The sequence below is a fragment of the Mesorhizobium sp. CC13 genome, from assembly GCF_039907765.1.
In the GTDB taxonomy this organism is placed as follows: Bacteria; Pseudomonadota; Alphaproteobacteria; order Rhizobiales; family Rhizobiaceae; genus Aminobacter.
In genome coordinates this window covers 226,602-242,292 of sequence record NZ_JARDJI010000001.1, presented here as the reverse complement: position 1 = coordinate 242,292, position 15,691 = coordinate 226,602, and the positions used below count along the sequence as shown (strand labels likewise).

Below are 15,691 nucleotides of genomic sequence, written 5' to 3'. Positions count from 1 at the left end.
AAGTGATGCCGGCACCTTGAATATCGCCTCTGCCCCCTCCTTTCGATAGACGGGCGCATGGGTAGATTAGAGGAACAACGCAATCTGCCTCTGGATGACGTTCCACGCCTAGGGCCTTCAACCAGGATAACGAGCCACTTCTTGGTTCTGTCCTGAAGCCCAGATCAACTCACGCCGACGACGGCGGGCGACACGCCTCAGCCGACCGACAACCATCGCCTCGACGCGTTCCAAGTCTGCCACGTCATCTGCACCCGCTGTAATACGCAAAGTAGTGAGGTGTGCTTCAACCCTGCACCAGCCGAACGGAAAGCGGATCTGCCCACGTCGGCTGGAATGCGCCGAAGCATAATTGGCAAAAGCGGTACAGAGCCCTTGGATCAATCGACCTGGGTCCTCAATTTCAACCGTCGAATGCGAGAAGAGTGTCACCTTCAGCGTCCTATCAGCGCCATCTCAACTGGACTGCCGCCCGGTCATCCGGCGTCGGGCACGACGATGGTGCGATCTCGCCCGAGCTGTGGATGGTGCACGTTTTCGGTTCAGTCGGACTGCAGCGCCCTCTCGACAGCAGCTTCAGCGTGAATGACTGTCGTGTCGAGGATGGGATGCAGGAAAGCCCCTCCTTTGCGAGGGCGGAGCGAACCAGACCTTGACGCTGACCCATCCTTCGCGAACGGCGGTTTATTGAGCCGGATGCTTGATCTCCCAGGGGGCGACCCAATCTCCGGCAACGCGCAACTCAACGTTTGCATCGTCCTCGATCACTTTGCACACGGTCATCTCGCCAGCCTCCTTGCCGTAGCGCGAAGCCGCTTCCCTGAACCGATCGTGCGTTGCGCGCGTGAGTTCGTTGCCCGTCCCCATCTCGTTCATCAACTCCTCGATCAGGCCTAGATCCTTGAGACAGAGCGCCAAGGGAAACGAGGGATCGTAATGTCCGGCGAAGATGGAGGGAACGTCATGCTGCATCACGAAGCTGTCAGCTGCACCCCCTTTCATGGCTGCCCACCACGTGTCCGGCTCAAGACCGGCAAGCTTGGCGGTAACGATAGCCTCGCCTATCGCCGCAGCGTGGATCTTCCACAACTGGTTGTTGACGAGCTTGGCCACATAGCCGTTCCCGTGCTTGCCGACCTTGCGTATCTCGCCCATTGCTTCGATCACCGGACGGACCTGTTCGATGTCGGCATCCTCACCGCCGACGAACATGATCATGTCGCCACGAATGGCGGAGTCGACGGAACCCGTGACCGGTGCATCGACGGGAGCGCCACCCTTGGCGCGGAATTCAGTCCCGAGCGCACGCATGAGATCAGGGCTGCTGGTCGTGAGGTCGATCCAGTACTTGCCTCGGCCGTCTGTCGAGAGAAAGCCGTTTTCGCCACGGACGACAGCTTCGATTTCCTTGGGGCCGAACACCATGGTGACCACGACATCGACCTGATTGAGCACGTCTGCCGGGCTGTTGGCAGCCTTGGCGCCTTTCTCGACCAGAGGTACCTGGGCTTCCGGGCGAACATCATAGACGACCATATCGAATCCCTTGCGGGCGATATTCAGCGCGGCGTTTCTGCCCATCATGCCAAGGCCAATGAAACCGACCTTCATGCCAAACTCCCTTTGAAAATCCCGAATCCTGATCTTGAGTGCCGCCGTCTCACTGTTCCCACGGTGGCACCCAGTCGCCCTCGAGCCGCATGGAAAGGCCGGCATCATCCTCGATACGCTTGGCGACATGCAGTTCCGCCGCCTGGGCGCCGTAGCGGCTCGCGGCAAGGGCGAACGCGCCTTCAGCCGCCACTGTCATCGGTAGCGCCGCGCGCACGTTGCGATTCAATTCCTGGATGAGACGCAGATCCTTGAGGCACAGGTCCAGCGAGAAGGATGGATCGTAATGACCAGCGAAGATCGAAGGAGCGTCATGCTGGGTGACGAAGCTGTCGCCAACGCTGTTCCGGATCGCGTGCCACAATGTGCCAAGTTCGACGCCGTTGGCGATACCGGTGGCAAAGCCTTCGCCGATCGCAGCGGCGGCGATGAACCACAGCTGATTGGTCACCAGTTTCACGACGTTGCCAGTGCCGAGGGCACCACAGTGGATGACCTTTCCGAGAGGGGCGAGCACGGGCGCGGCGCGATCGAACGATGCCTGGTCTCCGCCCGCAAACAGCGTCAGCTTGCCGTTTCTCGCCCCGTCCACCGCTCCCGTCACGGGCGAGTCGACGACCTTGACGCCTTCTGGTGCTTGCGATGCGAGACGGAACACGAGTTCGTTACGGTTGGTGGTCAGGTCGATCCAGAGGCTGCCCGACTTCAGGCTCTTCAGCGCGCCGCCGTCGCCGCCCATCACGGCCTCGACGTGATCCGGCCTAGGAAGGGAGGTGAGGAAGATGTCGGACTGGGCAGCGCAGTCTGTTGCAGAAGAGCCAGCCGAGGCACCGATGGCCACGACCCTTTCGAGGGCGTGGGGATTGAGGTCGAAAGCTGTCACGGGATAGCCGGCTTCAACAAGCCGCTGACACATGGGACCGCCCATGTTTCCAAGTCCGACGAATCCGATACGAGGAAGGCTTGTCATCTCTTGTTCCGCTATGTTTGATTTGGGAGTTGAACGGCTGTCCTTCGCTCTTCTCAGCGAAGCATTGCTTCCTCGAACGGGAACCGGGAGAGCAACTCGCTTCCGGTTTCGGTAATGAGCACTTGCTGCTCGAGCTTGACGCCCTCGGAGCCGTTCTGCTCGCCGGTATAGCTCTCGACGCAGATGGTCATGCCGGGCTCGATAACGCCGTCGTAGCCCGCGTCCGGGAAATCGCCGCGGTGATAGAGATACGGATATTCGCCGGTCATGCCGCAACCATGCGCGGACAGATAGTAGCGGTTGGCATAGAATTTCTCGGGAATGTCCCAGGCCCGGTCCGCATAGTCGCGGCATCGCGAAGCTTGCCGACGCCGACCTCCGTCGCGCGGAGCGAGGCGTTGATGCATTTCATCTCTTCGGACGACTTGATGGCGCGGGCCAGCTCGACAGGTCGCTGCGCATCGACGATCCGCAGCCCAAGCTCGCTGAGGGCGATGGCCGTTCCCGCGTTGAGCCTCTCGAGCCCGAGCGTCGCGCCCTTCCCCGCGAGTTCGACGATCAGATCGTTCATCTCGGCCGCCCAGCGACGCTCGCGATCGGCAATGTCGGGACCGGCTGCGACGAAGCTGGCAGTCTTCGATGGGCGAACCTCGTCGACGGTTTCGTATCCCTCGGCAAGATGAAGGCAGCCGGTGAACTCGAACAGGATCGATTTGGACTGGGTCATGACCAGATAGCGTGACGGCGCGTTGCGCTGCGAGAATATCTGCATGTTGCGGGTGCCGGTGGCGTAGCGAATGTTGATGGGATCGGACAGAAGCACCGCATCGACGCCATGCCTTGCCATCTGCTCGCGAACGCGCCCATGGCGGTACCTTCGGACCTGCCGGAGGTCGATGCCTTCGCTCTCCGGTGCACGGTCGAGGAGGGCTATGGCCGAGAGATCGCTGCGCTCGGCGTGCCAATCGAGATTTGCCATTTCCATCACCGTCAAGCTCACTGTGACGGCAAGATGCATCGGCCGATGGGCGCTGGAAACGTTGAAAAAACTCAGCCTCTCTAATAACCTGTCGTTATGAGGAAGTACCGGACCGCCCTTCCCCCGCTGGACCTGCTTATCTTCTTCGAAGCCGCTCACCGCGTCGGCAGCTTCACCGGCTGCGCGACCGAATTGCATGTCTCGCAGGCTGCGGTCAGCAAGCGCATACGCCAGCTCGAGGAATGGGTCGGAGAGCCACTGTTCATCCGCAACGGCAAACGACTTGAAACTACCCAGGGCGGGGACCAGCTTTATCAATCAGTGGGCACGGCCCTTGAATTTCTCCGCCTCGGCCTCGATAACCTGCGCGAAAACGCGCGAAGGCCACTGTCGATCGCGGCGAATACTGTAGTCGGCATGTTCTGGCTCGCGCCGCAACTACAGGCATTCGGCATGTCCGGGGACGCATGCCCGACACGCCTGACGACCTCCGACAACACCAACGGCCTGCTCTCGGCCAAGAACGACTTGCTCGTCCTCTACAGCAACGGAGTGATCCCTGGATGGCAGACGACACTGTTGCTGCATGAAGAGATGGCGCCGATGGCGTCGCCAGAACTTGCCCGAAAGCTGAACGCCGATCCGACAGCCCCGTTTTCGTCGCTTCGCTCCAAGGATGGCCCACCGATCCTGAACTACGCCCGAGGCGCGCCTGACTGGGTCGACTGGCGCGTCTGGTTCAGCGCGCTATCCGTCGGAGACCTGAAGGACTGGCGGGCGGAAATGCTGAGCACTTACTCCCAGACGATAGGCGAGGCCATCCGGGGCAACGGGATCGCCTTGGGAAGCATCGGGCTGCTGCAATCCGAGTTGAATGCCGGCCGCCTCGTGCTTCTGTCGAAAGACATCCTACGGACCAATAGAGGATACTACCTGTGCCGTGACGACCAGTCATCCCTATCGGAAGATGCGCGACGGCTTGCGGATTTTCTAGAGACAACCGCTGCCGACCAAAGGGCTCAGCTTTCACGCAACCAGGACTTCCAGCGCGACCGGCAAAAATAGGAATGTCTCCTTTCAAGGAGGCAAGAACGAACTGGAACGACCGAGATGGGCGCAAAGCGGACGCGCCAAGGGCCTTCGAAAGCTGAATTTGTTCGCCCCAGCGCAGGTCGCGAGGTTCAGATCGAATGATCGACAACAACCAATGCACGGCCCCTTGAGCAAGTCTCGACGCGGGCCTCCACCCGGTAGACTTCCTTCAGCATCGCCGACGTGATCACCGTAGAGGTCGCGCCGCTCGCGACGAGCGATCGCCGATGGTTATTGCGATGGTCGACCTTTGCGGAACGGGTCCTGTGATTTCCGTGTCAGCGCGCCGTTTCTGCGCGATACAATTTCAGGACTGCATCTCGCTTGCGGCGCAGGTGCTGTTCCAGCAGCTGACGCGCGCCAGCGCCGTCCCGGGCCTTCATCGCAGCCAGTATCTGGGCGTGCTCATCAAGCGCCTTGACCCACTTGCCTTCATCCTGGTTCGAACGGAAACGAAGAGCGTGCATGCGACCGTTGACCTGTTTCCAGGTTTCCCGAAGGATGGGATTGCGCGCAGCCTCACTCAGCAGATCGTGCGTACGCGCATTCAGCTGGTAGTAGCTCGGCAGGTCGCGGCGTTCGAATGCCGCCTGCATTTCGTGCTGGAGCGCGGTCAGTTCCGCCAGTTCTCCCGTCGTGATGCGTTGCGCGGCCAGCTCTCCGGCGAGGCCCTCGAGGGCACCCAGCAGTTCAAAGGTGTTGGAAATATCGTCCGTCGACCATTCCGGGGTGAAAGCGCCGCGCCCGGGGTCGAGCACGACCAGGCCTTCGGAGACGAGCAGGCGTATCGCCTCGCGCAACGGCGTGCGCGACACGCCCAGCTGTTCGCAAAGCTCACGCTCATTGAGTTTTGAACCGGGCTCCAGCCCGCCTCGCACCAGCAATTCACGCAAGCGGTTGGCCACGCGCTGCTGAAGCGTGTCGCGTGGAATGGCGATGTCAGATGGGGAAACCAGAGTCATACAACGTATTATATATACAGAATGGTGAGATTGCCAGCCCATAACAACTGAAATTTCTTGGCTTTTCTCGGATTGTGTTTTGTATTATGTATTATGTCATGTTCGGAGCAACAGAGGGAGTCCATCGTGCCGGATCTGAATTTCCACCCCAGCGGCCGCCATTTTCTCCAGATCCCAGGTCCCAGTCCGGTGCCTGACCGCATCCTGCGCGCCATCAGCTATCCGACCATCGATCATCGCGGTCCCGAATTCGGCGCCCTGGGTCGCAAGGTGCTGGCCGGCATCCGTCGCGTGTTCAAGACCGAACATCCGGTGGTCATATATCCGGCCTCCGGTACCGGCGCTTGGGAAGCCGCGCTCAGCAACACCATGAGCAAGGGCGATGCCGTCCTGATGTATGAAACGGGCCATTTCGCTGCGCTGTGGAAGAAGATGGCGGAGCGTCTCGGCCTGAAGCCCGAGTTCCTGGGATTGCCCGGCCTCGAGGGCTGGCGCCGCGGCGTGCAGGCGCACATGATCGAAGCCCGCCTGAGAGACGACGCCCGTCACGAGATCAAGGCGGTTTGCGTCGTTCACAACGAGACCTCGACGGGTGTGACGTCCGACATCGCGGCAGTGCGCAGGGCGATCGACGCCGCCGGCCACCCGGCCTTGCTCATGGTGGATACGATCTCCGGGCTTGCTTCGGCCGACTACCGGCACGACGAGTGGGGGGTCGATGTCACCGTCAGTGGCTCGCAGAAGGGCTTGATGCTGCCCCCAGGCATCAGCTTCAACGTCGTGTCGCCGAAGGCTTTGGAAGTCGGCAAGCGGGCAACGCTGGGCAAATCGTTCTGGGCCTGGGACGAGATCATCGAGATGAACAAGACGGGGTACTGGCCCTACACCCCGAGCACCAATCTCCTCTATGGCCTGTCGGAAGCCCTGGACATGATCGAGCAGGAAGGGCTCGAGAATGTATTTGAGCGCCACGAGCGCCTGGCCGCAGCATGCCGCGCGGCAGTCCGTGCCTGGGGGCTCGAGATCCAGTGCCTCGAAGAGGCTTGCCACTCGCCCGTGCTGACGGGCGTCATGATGCCGTCGGGTGTGGATGCCGATTGCGTGCGCAAGCTCATCTACGAGAATTTCAACATGTCGCTGGGGGCGGGCCTGGGCAAGCTCAAGGGCCTCATGTTCCGCATCGGTCACCTGGGCGATTGCAACGACCTGACGCTTTTGGCCACGCTAGGCGGCTGCCAGATGGGCCTGCACCTCTCGGGGGTCGAGCTCAAGGGTGACGGCGTTGCCGCAGCCATGCAGTACCTGCGGGACACGGCGAGGCCGGTGGCCCGTAATCCGCACGAACGCATCCCGGCCGCAAACCAGGCATCGCAACTGGCGGTCGGTGGACGGAAATTGGCGGGTGCCCACTCATAAGAAAGTATCTGGCGCCCACCAAGACGGGCGCGAGGGGAACACAATAACAACGGTATTTCTCATGCCGAACTAGGGTCGGTGCATCGGTTCATGGAGGAGACGACGATGTCGAAATGCTTGTTCAAGCTTGTTGCGGCGGCCGGACTGGCAGCCAGCCTTTACCTGCCGGCCACAGCGCAGGAGGCGCTGAAAATCCGGGTCATCGGCCAGCCTTTGGCGACGGGGCTGGTCCAGGCCAAAAAGGAAAAACCCTTCTTCGAAAATTTCCAGACCGCGACCGGCTTGCCGATCGAGATGGACTACAAGCCGATCGACACGCTCGGCATCAAGGACACCGAGGAACTGCGGGTGTTGAAGTCGGGCCTGTTCGAAATGGCGTCGCTGCGCTTCCCGCAGAATTCGCGCGACGAGCCTGCCCTGCTGGGGTTCGACCTGGTCGGCCTGAACCCGGACTATGCCACCGGCCGCAAGGTGACGGAGGCCTATCTGCCAATTGCCGACGCGCGCCTGCAAAAGCAGTTCGGGGTCAAGTTGCTCGGCGTGTTTCCGTTCGGGCCGCAAATCCTGTTCTGCAACAAGCCGATAGCGAAGCTGGCCGACGTCAAGGGTCTGAAGGTGCGGACCTACGACCAGAACCTGGCCAAGTTCATCGAATCCGTTGGCGGCACTCCCGTTCCGATATCCTTCGCCGACACCTACCAGTCGCTGTCGCTGGGTGTCGTCGATTGCGCCATCAGCGGCGCCAGTTCCGCCAACTCCTCGGGCTGGCCGGAGGTGAGTTCGTACCAGCTGGCCATCGGCTTCCAGTTGGCCGTCAACGGCTATGTGATTTCGCTCAAGACCTGGGAGAAGCTTACGCCTGATCAGCAGGCCAAGCTGACCGAGGCCGTCGCGGCCCTCACGAGCGACATCTGGACATATTCCGAGACGCTCTTTGCCGACGCGGTTAACTGCAATGCCGGCAAGGATCCGTGCACGACCGGCAAGAAGTTCAACCTTGTCGACGTGCCGGTGTCGGATGCCGATCGTGCGCTGCTCAAGGAAGCGGTCACCCAGATTTCCCTGCCTTCCTGGGCCGAAGTTTGCGACAAGGCCGACCCCGGCTGCATTGCCTCGTGGAAATCGACGGTCGGCCAGGTCGTGGGAATCAAGTGATGAGCACCGCATCCTCCAACAACCTGCCTCGGATCTCCGAGGCAGGCAGCCGTGAATCGGAAGAATCGGGCCGTGCCGCATCGAAGCGCCTCAAGGAAGGCATCGAGTCGGCCCTTGCCCTCGTCTTCGGCGTCATCTTCTTCGGGCTGTCGGTCGTCGTCTCCGTGGAAACCCTGTCGAGAAAGCTGTTCAACTTCTCGCTGCAGGGCGCCGATGAACTCGGCGGCTACGCGCTGGCGCTGGGCTCCACCTTGGCGTTCAGCCTGGCGATCATGGGTCGGGCCCACATCCGCGTCGATGTGTTTCACGAGCGTTTGCCCAAAAGCTGGCAGGCGGTGCTGAACCTGTTGTCGATCGTCTCGCTGGCCGCGTTCGGCATTTTCATCTGCTGGCTCGCGTTCCAGGTCCTTGTCGACACCTTAAACTACGGAAGCACGGCGCCCACGCCCTGGGCGACGCCGCTCGCCTATCCGCAGTCGCTGTGGCTCGCCGGGCTGATCGCGTTCGCCCTCGTCGCCGGCGGCTATTCATTGCAAGCGATCCGGCTTTTCCTCAACGGCCGCACCGACCGCCTGCTGACCGACTTTTCTCCCAAGAGCGCCAAGGAAGAACTCAAGGAAGAACTCGATGACCTCGTGCTGCGCCAGGGGGGAGAAGCTTCATGAGCGTGCCATTCATTGCCCTGGGCTTCTCTGCGATGCTCGCCATGATGCTGATCGGCTTGCCGATCGCGATCTCGATGGCGGTCATCGGCGTCGTTGGCGGCGTGGCCGCGTACGGCATCCCCTTTCTGGATTCGATCGCGCCTGTCGTGTGGGGCGTCCAGAACGACAATCTGCTGACGAGCATTCCCCTGTTCGTGCTGCTGGGAGAGCTTCTATTGCGCTCTGGTATCGCCGACCGGATGTATGTTGCACTGTCGGCCTGGCTGGGCAGGCTGCCGGGCGGCCTGCTGCACACGAACATCGGCAGCTGCGCCATGTTCGCGGCCACGTCGGGATCTTCGGTGGCGACCGCTGCCACTGTCGGAACCGTGGCACTCCCGTCGCTGCGGGCGCGCGGCTACTCCATGCGATCCTCGCTCGGCTCGCTCGCCGCCGGCGGAACCCTGGGCATCCTCATTCCGCCCAGCGTGAACATGATCGTCTACGGTTCGCTCACCAACAACTCCATCGGCAAGCTGTTCATTGCCGGGATCATTCCTGGACTGCTGCTCACCGGAATGTTCATGCTGTACATCGCCGTTGCCGCGATGTGGAGCAAGGAGAGCATGCGTGAGCCCAAGGTGCCGCTGGGCGAGCGAATCCGGCTCCTGCGCAACCTGGTGCCGCCGGCGATCGTGTTCGGCATCGTCATGGGAAGCCTCTATTTCGGCATCGCCACGGCTACCGAGAGCGCGGCGCTCGGCGTATTGGCGGCATTGTTCTTCGTGTGGCGGTCGGGACGTCTGGATTGGGCCTTGCTGCGCAACTGCTTCATCTCGAGCGGACGCATCAGCGGCATGATCCTGCTGATAATAACGGCGGCGTTCATCCTGAACCTGACCATCAGCCTGACCGGCGTGGCCGAAAACATGACCAGGTGGGTCGTCAGCCTCGGGCTGTCGCAAACGGCGCTCCTGCTGGCACTCATCGTCTTCTATCTGGTGCTCGGCATGTTCATGGACGTGCTTTCCATGCAGGTGGCGACCATCCCGATCACCTATCCGATCGCCATGGCGCTGGGCGTCGATCCCATCTGGTTCGGCATCTTCATCGTGCTGATGTCCGAACTTGGCATGATCACGCCGCCCGTGGGCATGAACCTCTTCGTGGTCCACGGCATCCGTCCCGACAACGGTGGAATACAGGACGCCATTTGGGGGGCATTGCCCTATGCCGTCATCATGCTGCTCTTCACACTGCTGCTAATCGCCGCGCCATCGATCGTGACATGGCTGCCGCTGTACATGTGACGGACTGGAAGGCAGACATCCCCGATCGCGGAAAGGCATGACAAACATGGACAAGCACGAACAAGCCTGGCGCCTTTCCGCCGTCCAGCTGCAGCAACGCTATCGCAGTGGCACCTTAACGCCGCGTGCCGTAGCGCAGGCTTGCCTGGCTCGACTGGACGCCGTCAATCCGCGGATAAATGCCGTCATCGCTCGGCGCGAGGAGGCCATGCTGCGCGAGGCCGACGCCGCTACCGAGCGTTACGGGACAGGTAAGCCCCTTTCCGCGATGGATGGCATTCCTGTCACCATCAAGGACAATCTGGCGACCGCGGACCAGGCGGCCACCTGGGGTTCGCCAGCGTTGCGCGCCCACAGGCCGGCGCGTGACGAACTGCCGGTGGCACGCCTGCGCGAAGCCGGCGCCCTCATCATCGGCAAAACCAATCTGCCCGAGTTCGCACTGGAAGGTTACACTGACAACCGGCTTTTCGGGGTAACGAGCAATCCTTGGAATCTCGCCTTGACGCCCGGCGGCTCGAGCGGCGGGGCGGTTGCCGGCCTCGCCGCAGGCATCGCCCCCCTGGCGCTTGGCACCGATGGCGGCGGCTCGATCCGCAGGCCCGCCTCGCATTGCGGGTTGGTCGGGTTCAAGCCCTCGATCGGCGCCGTTGCACGCGCCGGCGGCCTGCCCTCGCTTCTGCTCGATTTCGAGGTCGTGGGACCGCTGGCCCGAACGGTCGCGGACGCTCGAATGATGTTCGACGTGCTGAGGGGGCCGCGGGCGACCGACTGGCGTTCGTTCGCCGCCTCCGGGGCGCGGCAAACGCCCAGGCAAAAACCGTTGCGCATTCTCTACGTACCGACGATCGCCGGAGCTCCGGTCGATCCCGAGATCGCGGCCAACTGCGCGGGTGCGGCGAAGGTATTCCAGAGTTTGGGTCACATTGTCGACGAAGGCGAAATGCCATTGAATCTCGATTTCATGACCGAGACATGGCCGCTCATCGGCCAGGTCGGCCTGGCCCGGCTTTTCGAAGCGCAGCCCGAATGGCGTGGCGGCGCGGCGTCCAAGTATCTGGACATGGCGGAAGCAGGCGCCAAATACGGAGCGTCGCGCCTCTGGCGGGCACTTGAGGACATCGAGCGCCTACGCCAGCAGTGCGCGGCCGTGTTCGATGCCTACGACATGCTCGTCACTCCGGCAGCAGCGGCGCTGCCATGGCCAGCCCGAGAAGCCTACCCGCCGACGATTGCAGGCCAATCGGTCGGGCCGCGCGGCCATGCCGTCTTCACCGGCTGGGTGAACGCCGCCGGCCTGCCGGCGCTGGCCGTGCCGGCTGCGCCTTCCTCGACGGGGCTACCGATCGGCATTCAGCTCATCGGCGCCTATGGAGCGGACGATCTGCTGCTCGATCTCGGCGACGCCTATGAAGCCGCCGCTCCCTGGGCCGATCGCTGGCCCGACCTCTAAGACCAGAAAGCATCGCATCATGTCTACATCGTCGGTTCAGATCGTCGCAGATACCTTGTTGTCGGCGCGCCAACAGGGTCAACCCCATGTGGCGGCCGTATTCGACAAGGCATTGGCCGGCGCGGATGAAGCGTATGCCGTGCAGGAGGCTGTCTCGGGAGCACTGCGGTGGTTCGCGAATGCCGCGCCGCGCCACTGGAAATCCGGCGGCCAATCGCGCCAATCCGTTCTGACGCATGCGCCGCTTCCGCCCCATGGCGTATGGACGAGCCCGGCGATCGCGAACGGCTTTTCGTTCACCCGACGCGGAATCGAGGCGGAAATCGCATTGCGTCTGGGACGGGACGTCGATGCCCGGCTTGCCGCCGAGCTGGACGAGACGGCGGCAGTCGAACTGATCGACGCCATGGCGGTATCCATCGAGATCGTCGACTCCCGCTGGACTGAATGCATGGCGGCCCCTCCCCTCTTGCGCCTGGCCGACCTTCAGTGCCATGGCGCTCTCATTCTGGGCGACTGGCAGCCCTGGAAGGCGCGCGACTGGTCGCGCCAGGTCTGCCGGGTGGCGATCGGGAGTAAGGACGTAGTGGAGCGCTGCGGAACCCATGCGCTTGGCGCACCGACTTGGGGCCTTGGTGCCTGGCTCAGGCATATCACCAGGAACGGTGCAATCGCGGGGGCGGGTACAGTCGTGACCACGGGAACCTGGGTCGGTATCCTGGACGCCAGAGAGGGTGATCTGGTCGTTGCCGAATTTGAAGGCATCGGCAGCACCAGGGTCCAGTTGTAGGAAGACAGAGACCAAGATCCAGCTACAGCGCGCACCGCTCCTACTATGCTTGGTTAGCAAAAAATCCTCGTGCGGGAGCCTGACGTCAACTCGTCGCTTCGGGCCTGAAAACCGCAAGGACGACCTCACGAGGATGCGATCAGGCAGACGAAGTGGGCCGAATGGAGCAAGACCGGCGCAAGGTGCCGGTCTTGCCTATCGCGGGAAGCGTACCAAGTACGATCTCCGCCTTCGGATTGCCTGAGGAATCAGGCGGCCTTGGGGTCCTTCAAAGCCTTCTCGAAGGCATCCCTGATCGGCTTGGATACGTCCTCTGCGGCTCTCAACATCACGGCCTGCAAAGTCTTGGCCTGCTCGATGGAAGTTTCGATATGTTTGTTCAGGAAAGCGGACTGCAGTTCGAAGAACTCGGACGGCGACTTCACGGCAACCAACGCTTCGAGGTGTACGAAGCCGGCTTCGGCATTGGCTCGCAGAGCGGCAATGGCCTTCAAGGACACCCCATCGCGAGTTGTCTGGGCCATTTCAACAGTCGACTCAAAAGCCTTTTGAGTGGTTTCCGCGTCCGATTGCAATTTGGAAAAAGCTTCCTTCCCCTGCTCAGCACCCTGTTCGGCCACAGCGCGAAAATCGGTAGCCTTGGACGGCTCGAAGCTAGCGGATTCCGCGTTTTCGATCGTTTCGGTCTTGCCGGGGATCTTGGACATTTTTCCATCCTTTTCCAGAGTGGCCTAAAACAAAGCCCCCTCCTTCATGTACGAAACCGTCACAACGGATTTGTGAAACCGACATGAATTTGAGCGAGCGGGCCGGTCGAATAGCGAGGGATGACGACGCTTCGGACGGTCCGACGACATATAGGAACAGCGGCACCCACCTTGCGAGGTGACACGTAGCTCAGAGGGTTGCATCAACCTTACGAGTGAGCTCCAACCGCGATTGCAACTGCCGATTGCGCAGTCTGTTGCAGCTTCGCAAATCGCCCACGGTCGGTTGCCGGATGGGTTGGGACTGCTACGGAACCGACACAATCCATTTCTGGCGGAAATCGACTGATTTTGGGCCTAAAAGACCGTCAGGCAAAATTCGGCCTGCTTCGACGCTGCTTTCCTTAACGAATTCAGCGCGGTCCTTTTGCAGGCGATAGTCCGCGATAAATGATGAAGATTTCTATTTTTGAACTCAGGTACTTAAATGTGACTTCCGACAGTTTGCGATAGACCGCGAAGGACCCAAAATCATTCCCACTCAATTGTTTTTGGACCAGCTAAGATATTGATCCAGTTGGTTTTTCTTTGACCGCCATTGGGAATACTTTCGAACAGCCCGCCAATATCCTACAATGTTGATTTTAAAGGGAAATTTTTCGCATCTTTTTATTACCATTTCGCGGACTATCGGGATCAATCGGTCCTTTCGCCAGCCCTTCGGATCCAAAAGATGTTCCACCTACTAACACCAAAAGTACCGTCACCGCTCGCCGCCAATCAACACCGGCGAGCACCGGGGCGCAGTCTTGCCAGCGCGGGCAGCACGCGGCTGCGGCCGCGTAGGGATTTCCATCAGCAGACCGCCCACGCCCATGCCGCCAATATCTGCCGCCGTCACACCAAGCCCAGCAGTGAGTCGGTCGAGAACCCAGTCGAATCCGTTTTCCTTGTAGCTTCGCGCACAACCTGGTGCGCCGATCACAGCCGCGCTGCCAATTTCGCCCAGCACCAGCAGATTGCCGGGATCGACGGGCATGCCTGCGCGAATAACGATGCCGCCGGCTGCGCGAATGGCTGCCGGGATGACGTCGTCGAAATCGGCAAGCGCTGACGCAGCAAAGATGACGATCAGATCGTGGTCGCGAGCGAGCACCTTGACAGCCCCCGCCACCGCCACCGTTTCATGCTTGGTGCGGAGTTCGGCACTGACTACGCTGCTGGAACGCGCCAGGCGTTGACCGGTGACGCGCACGGTCTTGTCGAGCACGCTCTCTTTCACACTCGGCAGCACAGTCTGAATCAGGCCAACGCGCCTAGCTATGAAAGGGCTCACAGCACAGATCGCTCGGTCCTGGCAGAAGGCAGCGGCCCTGCGCACAAGGTCGCCGGAGACCGCGAAGGGGATGATTTTCACGGTCGCGACCATCTGGCCCTTCTCGACCGTCACGTGGTTGGCGAGAGTGGCGAGCGTGATCGATGGGTCGACGGCATTTATTGCGTCGATCAGGCTTTTGTCTACGGTGAAGACGCCGGCTTCCTGTGCATGCAGATTGACGCGCCCCGTCGAGGCGGGCTTTACCTCGACAAAGCAATGACGCATTGCTGTGGCGATCGTACTGGCAGCTTCATCCTCGCCCAGATCGCCTGGCCCCAAGACTACAACGACAATGTCCGCGAGCCCTGCGGTCTGCAAGGCAGCAACATCCCCGGCTCCGAGCACATGGCCCTTGCGGTAGCGCACGTCACCTGCGGTGGTGGCGTGGGCAAGTACCGCACCTTCAGCTTCGGCGACCGGGACGGAACCGAACTTCATGCCGCCTCGCTCTTTGCAAATTCCGCACCGAAGCCGCCGGCGGCAACCTGCTTCACATGATCGGGAAACAACGGCCATAGCCCGTCCCGACGACAGGCTTTACACGCGCTGGACGTTCCGGGACTTCGGCAAATTCGGCGCCGACACCACCTTCGGCGTCGGCGCGCTCGTTGACGCCCCCCTCTGCCTGAAATCAGGCCAGGATCCCGCTTTTCTTTGCGGTCCAGGTGGCGATGTAGTCCATCAGGGCCGGTGATAGGCAGTCGTAAGGCGCAAGGCCAAGCTCGTTGAGCCTGGAGCGGATATCATCCATCGCTGCCGGGTCGACACCGGCTTCGATGACCGAAGAGACGAAGGCCGCAAAGCCCGGCGCCGACCAACCGTTCTCCTGGAACCGCTCCGGATGGATGAAGTCGAGCCCCTTGAACGGATGATCGCGCTCGACCGGGCCGTACATGTGGACGCCGCATTCGGTGCAGGCGTGGCGCTGGATCAGCGCGCTCGGGTCGACCACCGCGAGCTTGTCGCCGTTTTCGATCACCTCGACATTCTCGTGGCCCGTGACCGCGACGATCGAAAAGGCCGCACCGTCCGGCTTCCAGCATTTGGTGCAGCCGCAGGCGTGGTTATGGGCGACGTCGCCTTTGATCTTCACCTTCACGGGCCGATCGACGCAGGCGCAAACCAGAGTTCCGCCGGCAAAGCTACCCGTTCCCGGCTTGAAGCCATGATCGATGGCGGGATGCAACGATTTCATGTTCTCCTCCATTGCCGGGACATACTTTG

15 protein-coding genes and 1 pseudogene are annotated in these 15,691 nt (G+C 61.4%); 7 read left to right on the top strand and 9 right to left on the bottom strand.

All coding sequences use genetic code 11. The annotated features are described in order from the left end of the window. Nucleotides 1-684: 684 nt before the first annotated feature. The 4 genes from PV773_RS01175 to PV773_RS01160 are packed head-to-tail and all read right to left on the bottom strand — an operon-like array spanning nt 685 to nt 3,758. Entirely contained in the window at nt 685-1,611 is a 927-nt protein-coding gene (locus tag PV773_RS01175) for an NAD(P)-dependent oxidoreductase (protein WP_347964567.1), read from the bottom strand. Nucleotides 1,612-1,660: 49 nt separating this feature from the next. Next, nucleotides 1,661-2,581: an NAD(P)-dependent oxidoreductase gene (locus PV773_RS01170; protein ID WP_347964566.1), complete on the bottom strand. Its 921-nt coding sequence runs from the start codon at nt 2,579-2,581 to the stop codon at nt 1,661-1,663. A 53-nt stretch (nt 2,582-2,634) separates the two neighbouring features. Next, a complete protein-coding gene (locus tag PV773_RS01165; RefSeq protein WP_347964911.1) occupies nt 2,635-2,904 on the bottom strand; it encodes a M24 family metallopeptidase in 270 nt (89 codons plus the stop codon). Continuing rightward, nucleotides 2,847-3,758, bottom strand: a complete 912-nt coding sequence (locus PV773_RS01160; protein ID WP_347964565.1) for an aminopeptidase P family N-terminal domain-containing protein — start codon at nt 3,756-3,758, stop codon at nt 2,847-2,849. The genes PV773_RS01165 and PV773_RS01160 overlap by 58 nt, the downstream gene beginning before the upstream one ends. Between PV773_RS01160 and PV773_RS01155 the strand changes: the two genes are divergently transcribed. Further along, entirely contained in the window at nt 3,657-4,625 is a 969-nt protein-coding gene (locus PV773_RS01155) for a LysR family transcriptional regulator (protein ID WP_347964564.1), read from the top strand. The two genes, PV773_RS01160 and PV773_RS01155, sit on opposite strands and share 102 nt — an antisense overlap. A 116-nt stretch (nt 4,626-4,741) precedes the next feature. Here PV773_RS01155 and PV773_RS01150 read toward each other — a convergent pair. Further along, nucleotides 4,742-4,873, bottom strand: a pseudogene (locus tag PV773_RS01150) (ABC transporter ATP-binding protein); the annotation flags it as partial. Between the two features lie 57 nt (nt 4,874-4,930). Then, on the bottom strand, nt 4,931-5,614 hold the full coding sequence (locus PV773_RS01145; protein ID WP_347964563.1) for a GntR family transcriptional regulator: 684 nt from the start codon (nt 5,612-5,614) through the stop codon (nt 4,931-4,933). A gap of 93 nt (nt 5,615-5,707) precedes the next feature. Between PV773_RS01145 and PV773_RS01140 the strand changes: the two genes are divergently transcribed. The 6 genes from PV773_RS01140 to PV773_RS01115 all read left to right on the top strand — a co-directional run bounded on the left by PV773_RS01140 (nt 5,708) and on the right by PV773_RS01115 (nt 12,382). Further along, a complete protein-coding gene (locus PV773_RS01140) occupies nt 5,708-7,030 on the top strand; it encodes an aminotransferase class V-fold PLP-dependent enzyme (protein ID WP_347964910.1) in 1,323 nt (440 codons plus the stop codon). Nucleotides 7,031-7,135: 105 nt separating this feature from the next. Continuing rightward, complete coding sequence (locus PV773_RS01135) at nt 7,136-8,185, top strand: TRAP transporter substrate-binding protein (protein ID WP_347964562.1); 1,050 nt, start codon at nt 7,136-7,138, stop codon at nt 8,183-8,185. Then, nucleotides 8,185-8,850, top strand: coding sequence for a TRAP transporter small permease (locus PV773_RS01130; RefSeq protein WP_347964909.1), 666 nt, complete (start codon nt 8,185-8,187; stop codon nt 8,848-8,850). The genes PV773_RS01135 and PV773_RS01130 overlap by 1 nt, the downstream gene beginning before the upstream one ends. Nucleotides 8,851-8,891: 41 nt before the next feature. Continuing rightward, nucleotides 8,892-10,139: a TRAP transporter large permease gene (locus PV773_RS01125; protein WP_347964561.1), complete on the top strand. Its 1,248-nt coding sequence runs from the start codon at nt 8,892-8,894 to the stop codon at nt 10,137-10,139. Between the two features lie 46 nt (nt 10,140-10,185). Beyond that, nucleotides 10,186-11,592: an amidase gene (locus PV773_RS01120; protein WP_347964560.1), complete on the top strand. Its 1,407-nt coding sequence runs from the start codon at nt 10,186-10,188 to the stop codon at nt 11,590-11,592. A gap of 19 nt (nt 11,593-11,611) precedes the next feature. Then, complete coding sequence (locus PV773_RS01115; protein WP_347964559.1) at nt 11,612-12,382, top strand: fumarylacetoacetate hydrolase family protein; 771 nt, start codon at nt 11,612-11,614, stop codon at nt 12,380-12,382. A 248-nt stretch (nt 12,383-12,630) separates the two neighbouring features. Here the strand turns inward: PV773_RS01115 and PV773_RS01110 are convergent, their stop codons facing one another. The 3 genes from PV773_RS01110 to gfa form a co-directional block, all read right to left on the bottom strand. After that, nucleotides 12,631-13,089: a phasin gene (locus tag PV773_RS01110; RefSeq protein WP_347964558.1), complete on the bottom strand. Its 459-nt coding sequence runs from the start codon at nt 13,087-13,089 to the stop codon at nt 12,631-12,633. Nucleotides 13,090-13,852: 763 nt separating this feature from the next. Further along, nucleotides 13,853-14,905 carry a molybdopterin-binding protein gene (locus PV773_RS01105; RefSeq protein WP_347964557.1) on the bottom strand — a complete coding sequence of 351 codons (1,053 nt, stop codon included), beginning with the start codon at nt 14,903-14,905 and terminating at the stop codon, nt 13,853-13,855. Between the two features lie 193 nt (nt 14,906-15,098). Next, on the bottom strand, nt 15,099-15,662 hold the full coding sequence (gene gfa, locus PV773_RS01100; RefSeq protein ID WP_347964556.1) for an S-(hydroxymethyl)glutathione synthase: 564 nt from the start codon (nt 15,660-15,662) through the stop codon (nt 15,099-15,101). Nucleotides 15,663-15,691: the final 29 nt, after the last annotated feature.

What these genes read in the sequence shown, in the direction of transcription:
- PV773_RS01120 (WP_347964560.1), top strand. Translation starts at nt 10,186, where the DNA reads ATGGACAAGCACGAACAAGCCTGGCGCCTTTCCGCCGTCCAGCTGCAG.
- PV773_RS01130 (WP_347964909.1), top strand. Translation starts at nt 8,185, where the DNA reads ATGAGCACCGCATCCTCCAACAACCTGCCTCGGATCTCCGAGGCAGGC.
- PV773_RS01160 (WP_347964565.1), bottom strand. Translation starts at nt 3,758, where the DNA reads ATGCAATTCGGTCGCGCAGCCGGTGAAGCTGCCGACGCGGTGAGCGGC.
- PV773_RS01175 (WP_347964567.1), bottom strand. Translation starts at nt 1,611, where the DNA reads ATGAAGGTCGGTTTCATTGGCCTTGGCATGATGGGCAGAAACGCCGCG.
- PV773_RS01155 (WP_347964564.1), top strand. Translation starts at nt 3,657, where the DNA reads ATGAGGAAGTACCGGACCGCCCTTCCCCCGCTGGACCTGCTTATCTTC.
- PV773_RS01115 (WP_347964559.1), top strand. Translation starts at nt 11,612, where the DNA reads ATGTCTACATCGTCGGTTCAGATCGTCGCAGATACCTTGTTGTCGGCG.
- PV773_RS01135 (WP_347964562.1), top strand. Translation starts at nt 7,136, where the DNA reads ATGTCGAAATGCTTGTTCAAGCTTGTTGCGGCGGCCGGACTGGCAGCC.
- PV773_RS01170 (WP_347964566.1), bottom strand. Translation starts at nt 2,581, where the DNA reads ATGACAAGCCTTCCTCGTATCGGATTCGTCGGACTTGGAAACATGGGC.
- PV773_RS01105 (WP_347964557.1), bottom strand. Translation starts at nt 14,905, where the DNA reads ATGAAGTTCGGTTCCGTCCCGGTCGCCGAAGCTGAAGGTGCGGTACTT.
- PV773_RS01125 (WP_347964561.1), top strand. Translation starts at nt 8,892, where the DNA reads ATGATGCTGATCGGCTTGCCGATCGCGATCTCGATGGCGGTCATCGGC.
- PV773_RS01145 (WP_347964563.1), bottom strand. Translation starts at nt 5,614, where the DNA reads ATGACTCTGGTTTCCCCATCTGACATCGCCATTCCACGCGACACGCTT.
- gfa (WP_347964556.1), bottom strand. Translation starts at nt 15,662, where the DNA reads ATGAAATCGTTGCATCCCGCCATCGATCATGGCTTCAAGCCGGGAACG.
- PV773_RS01140 (WP_347964910.1), top strand. Translation starts at nt 5,708, where the DNA reads ATGTCATGTTCGGAGCAACAGAGGGAGTCCATCGTGCCGGATCTGAAT.
- PV773_RS01110 (WP_347964558.1), bottom strand. Translation starts at nt 13,089, where the DNA reads ATGTCCAAGATCCCCGGCAAGACCGAAACGATCGAAAACGCGGAATCC.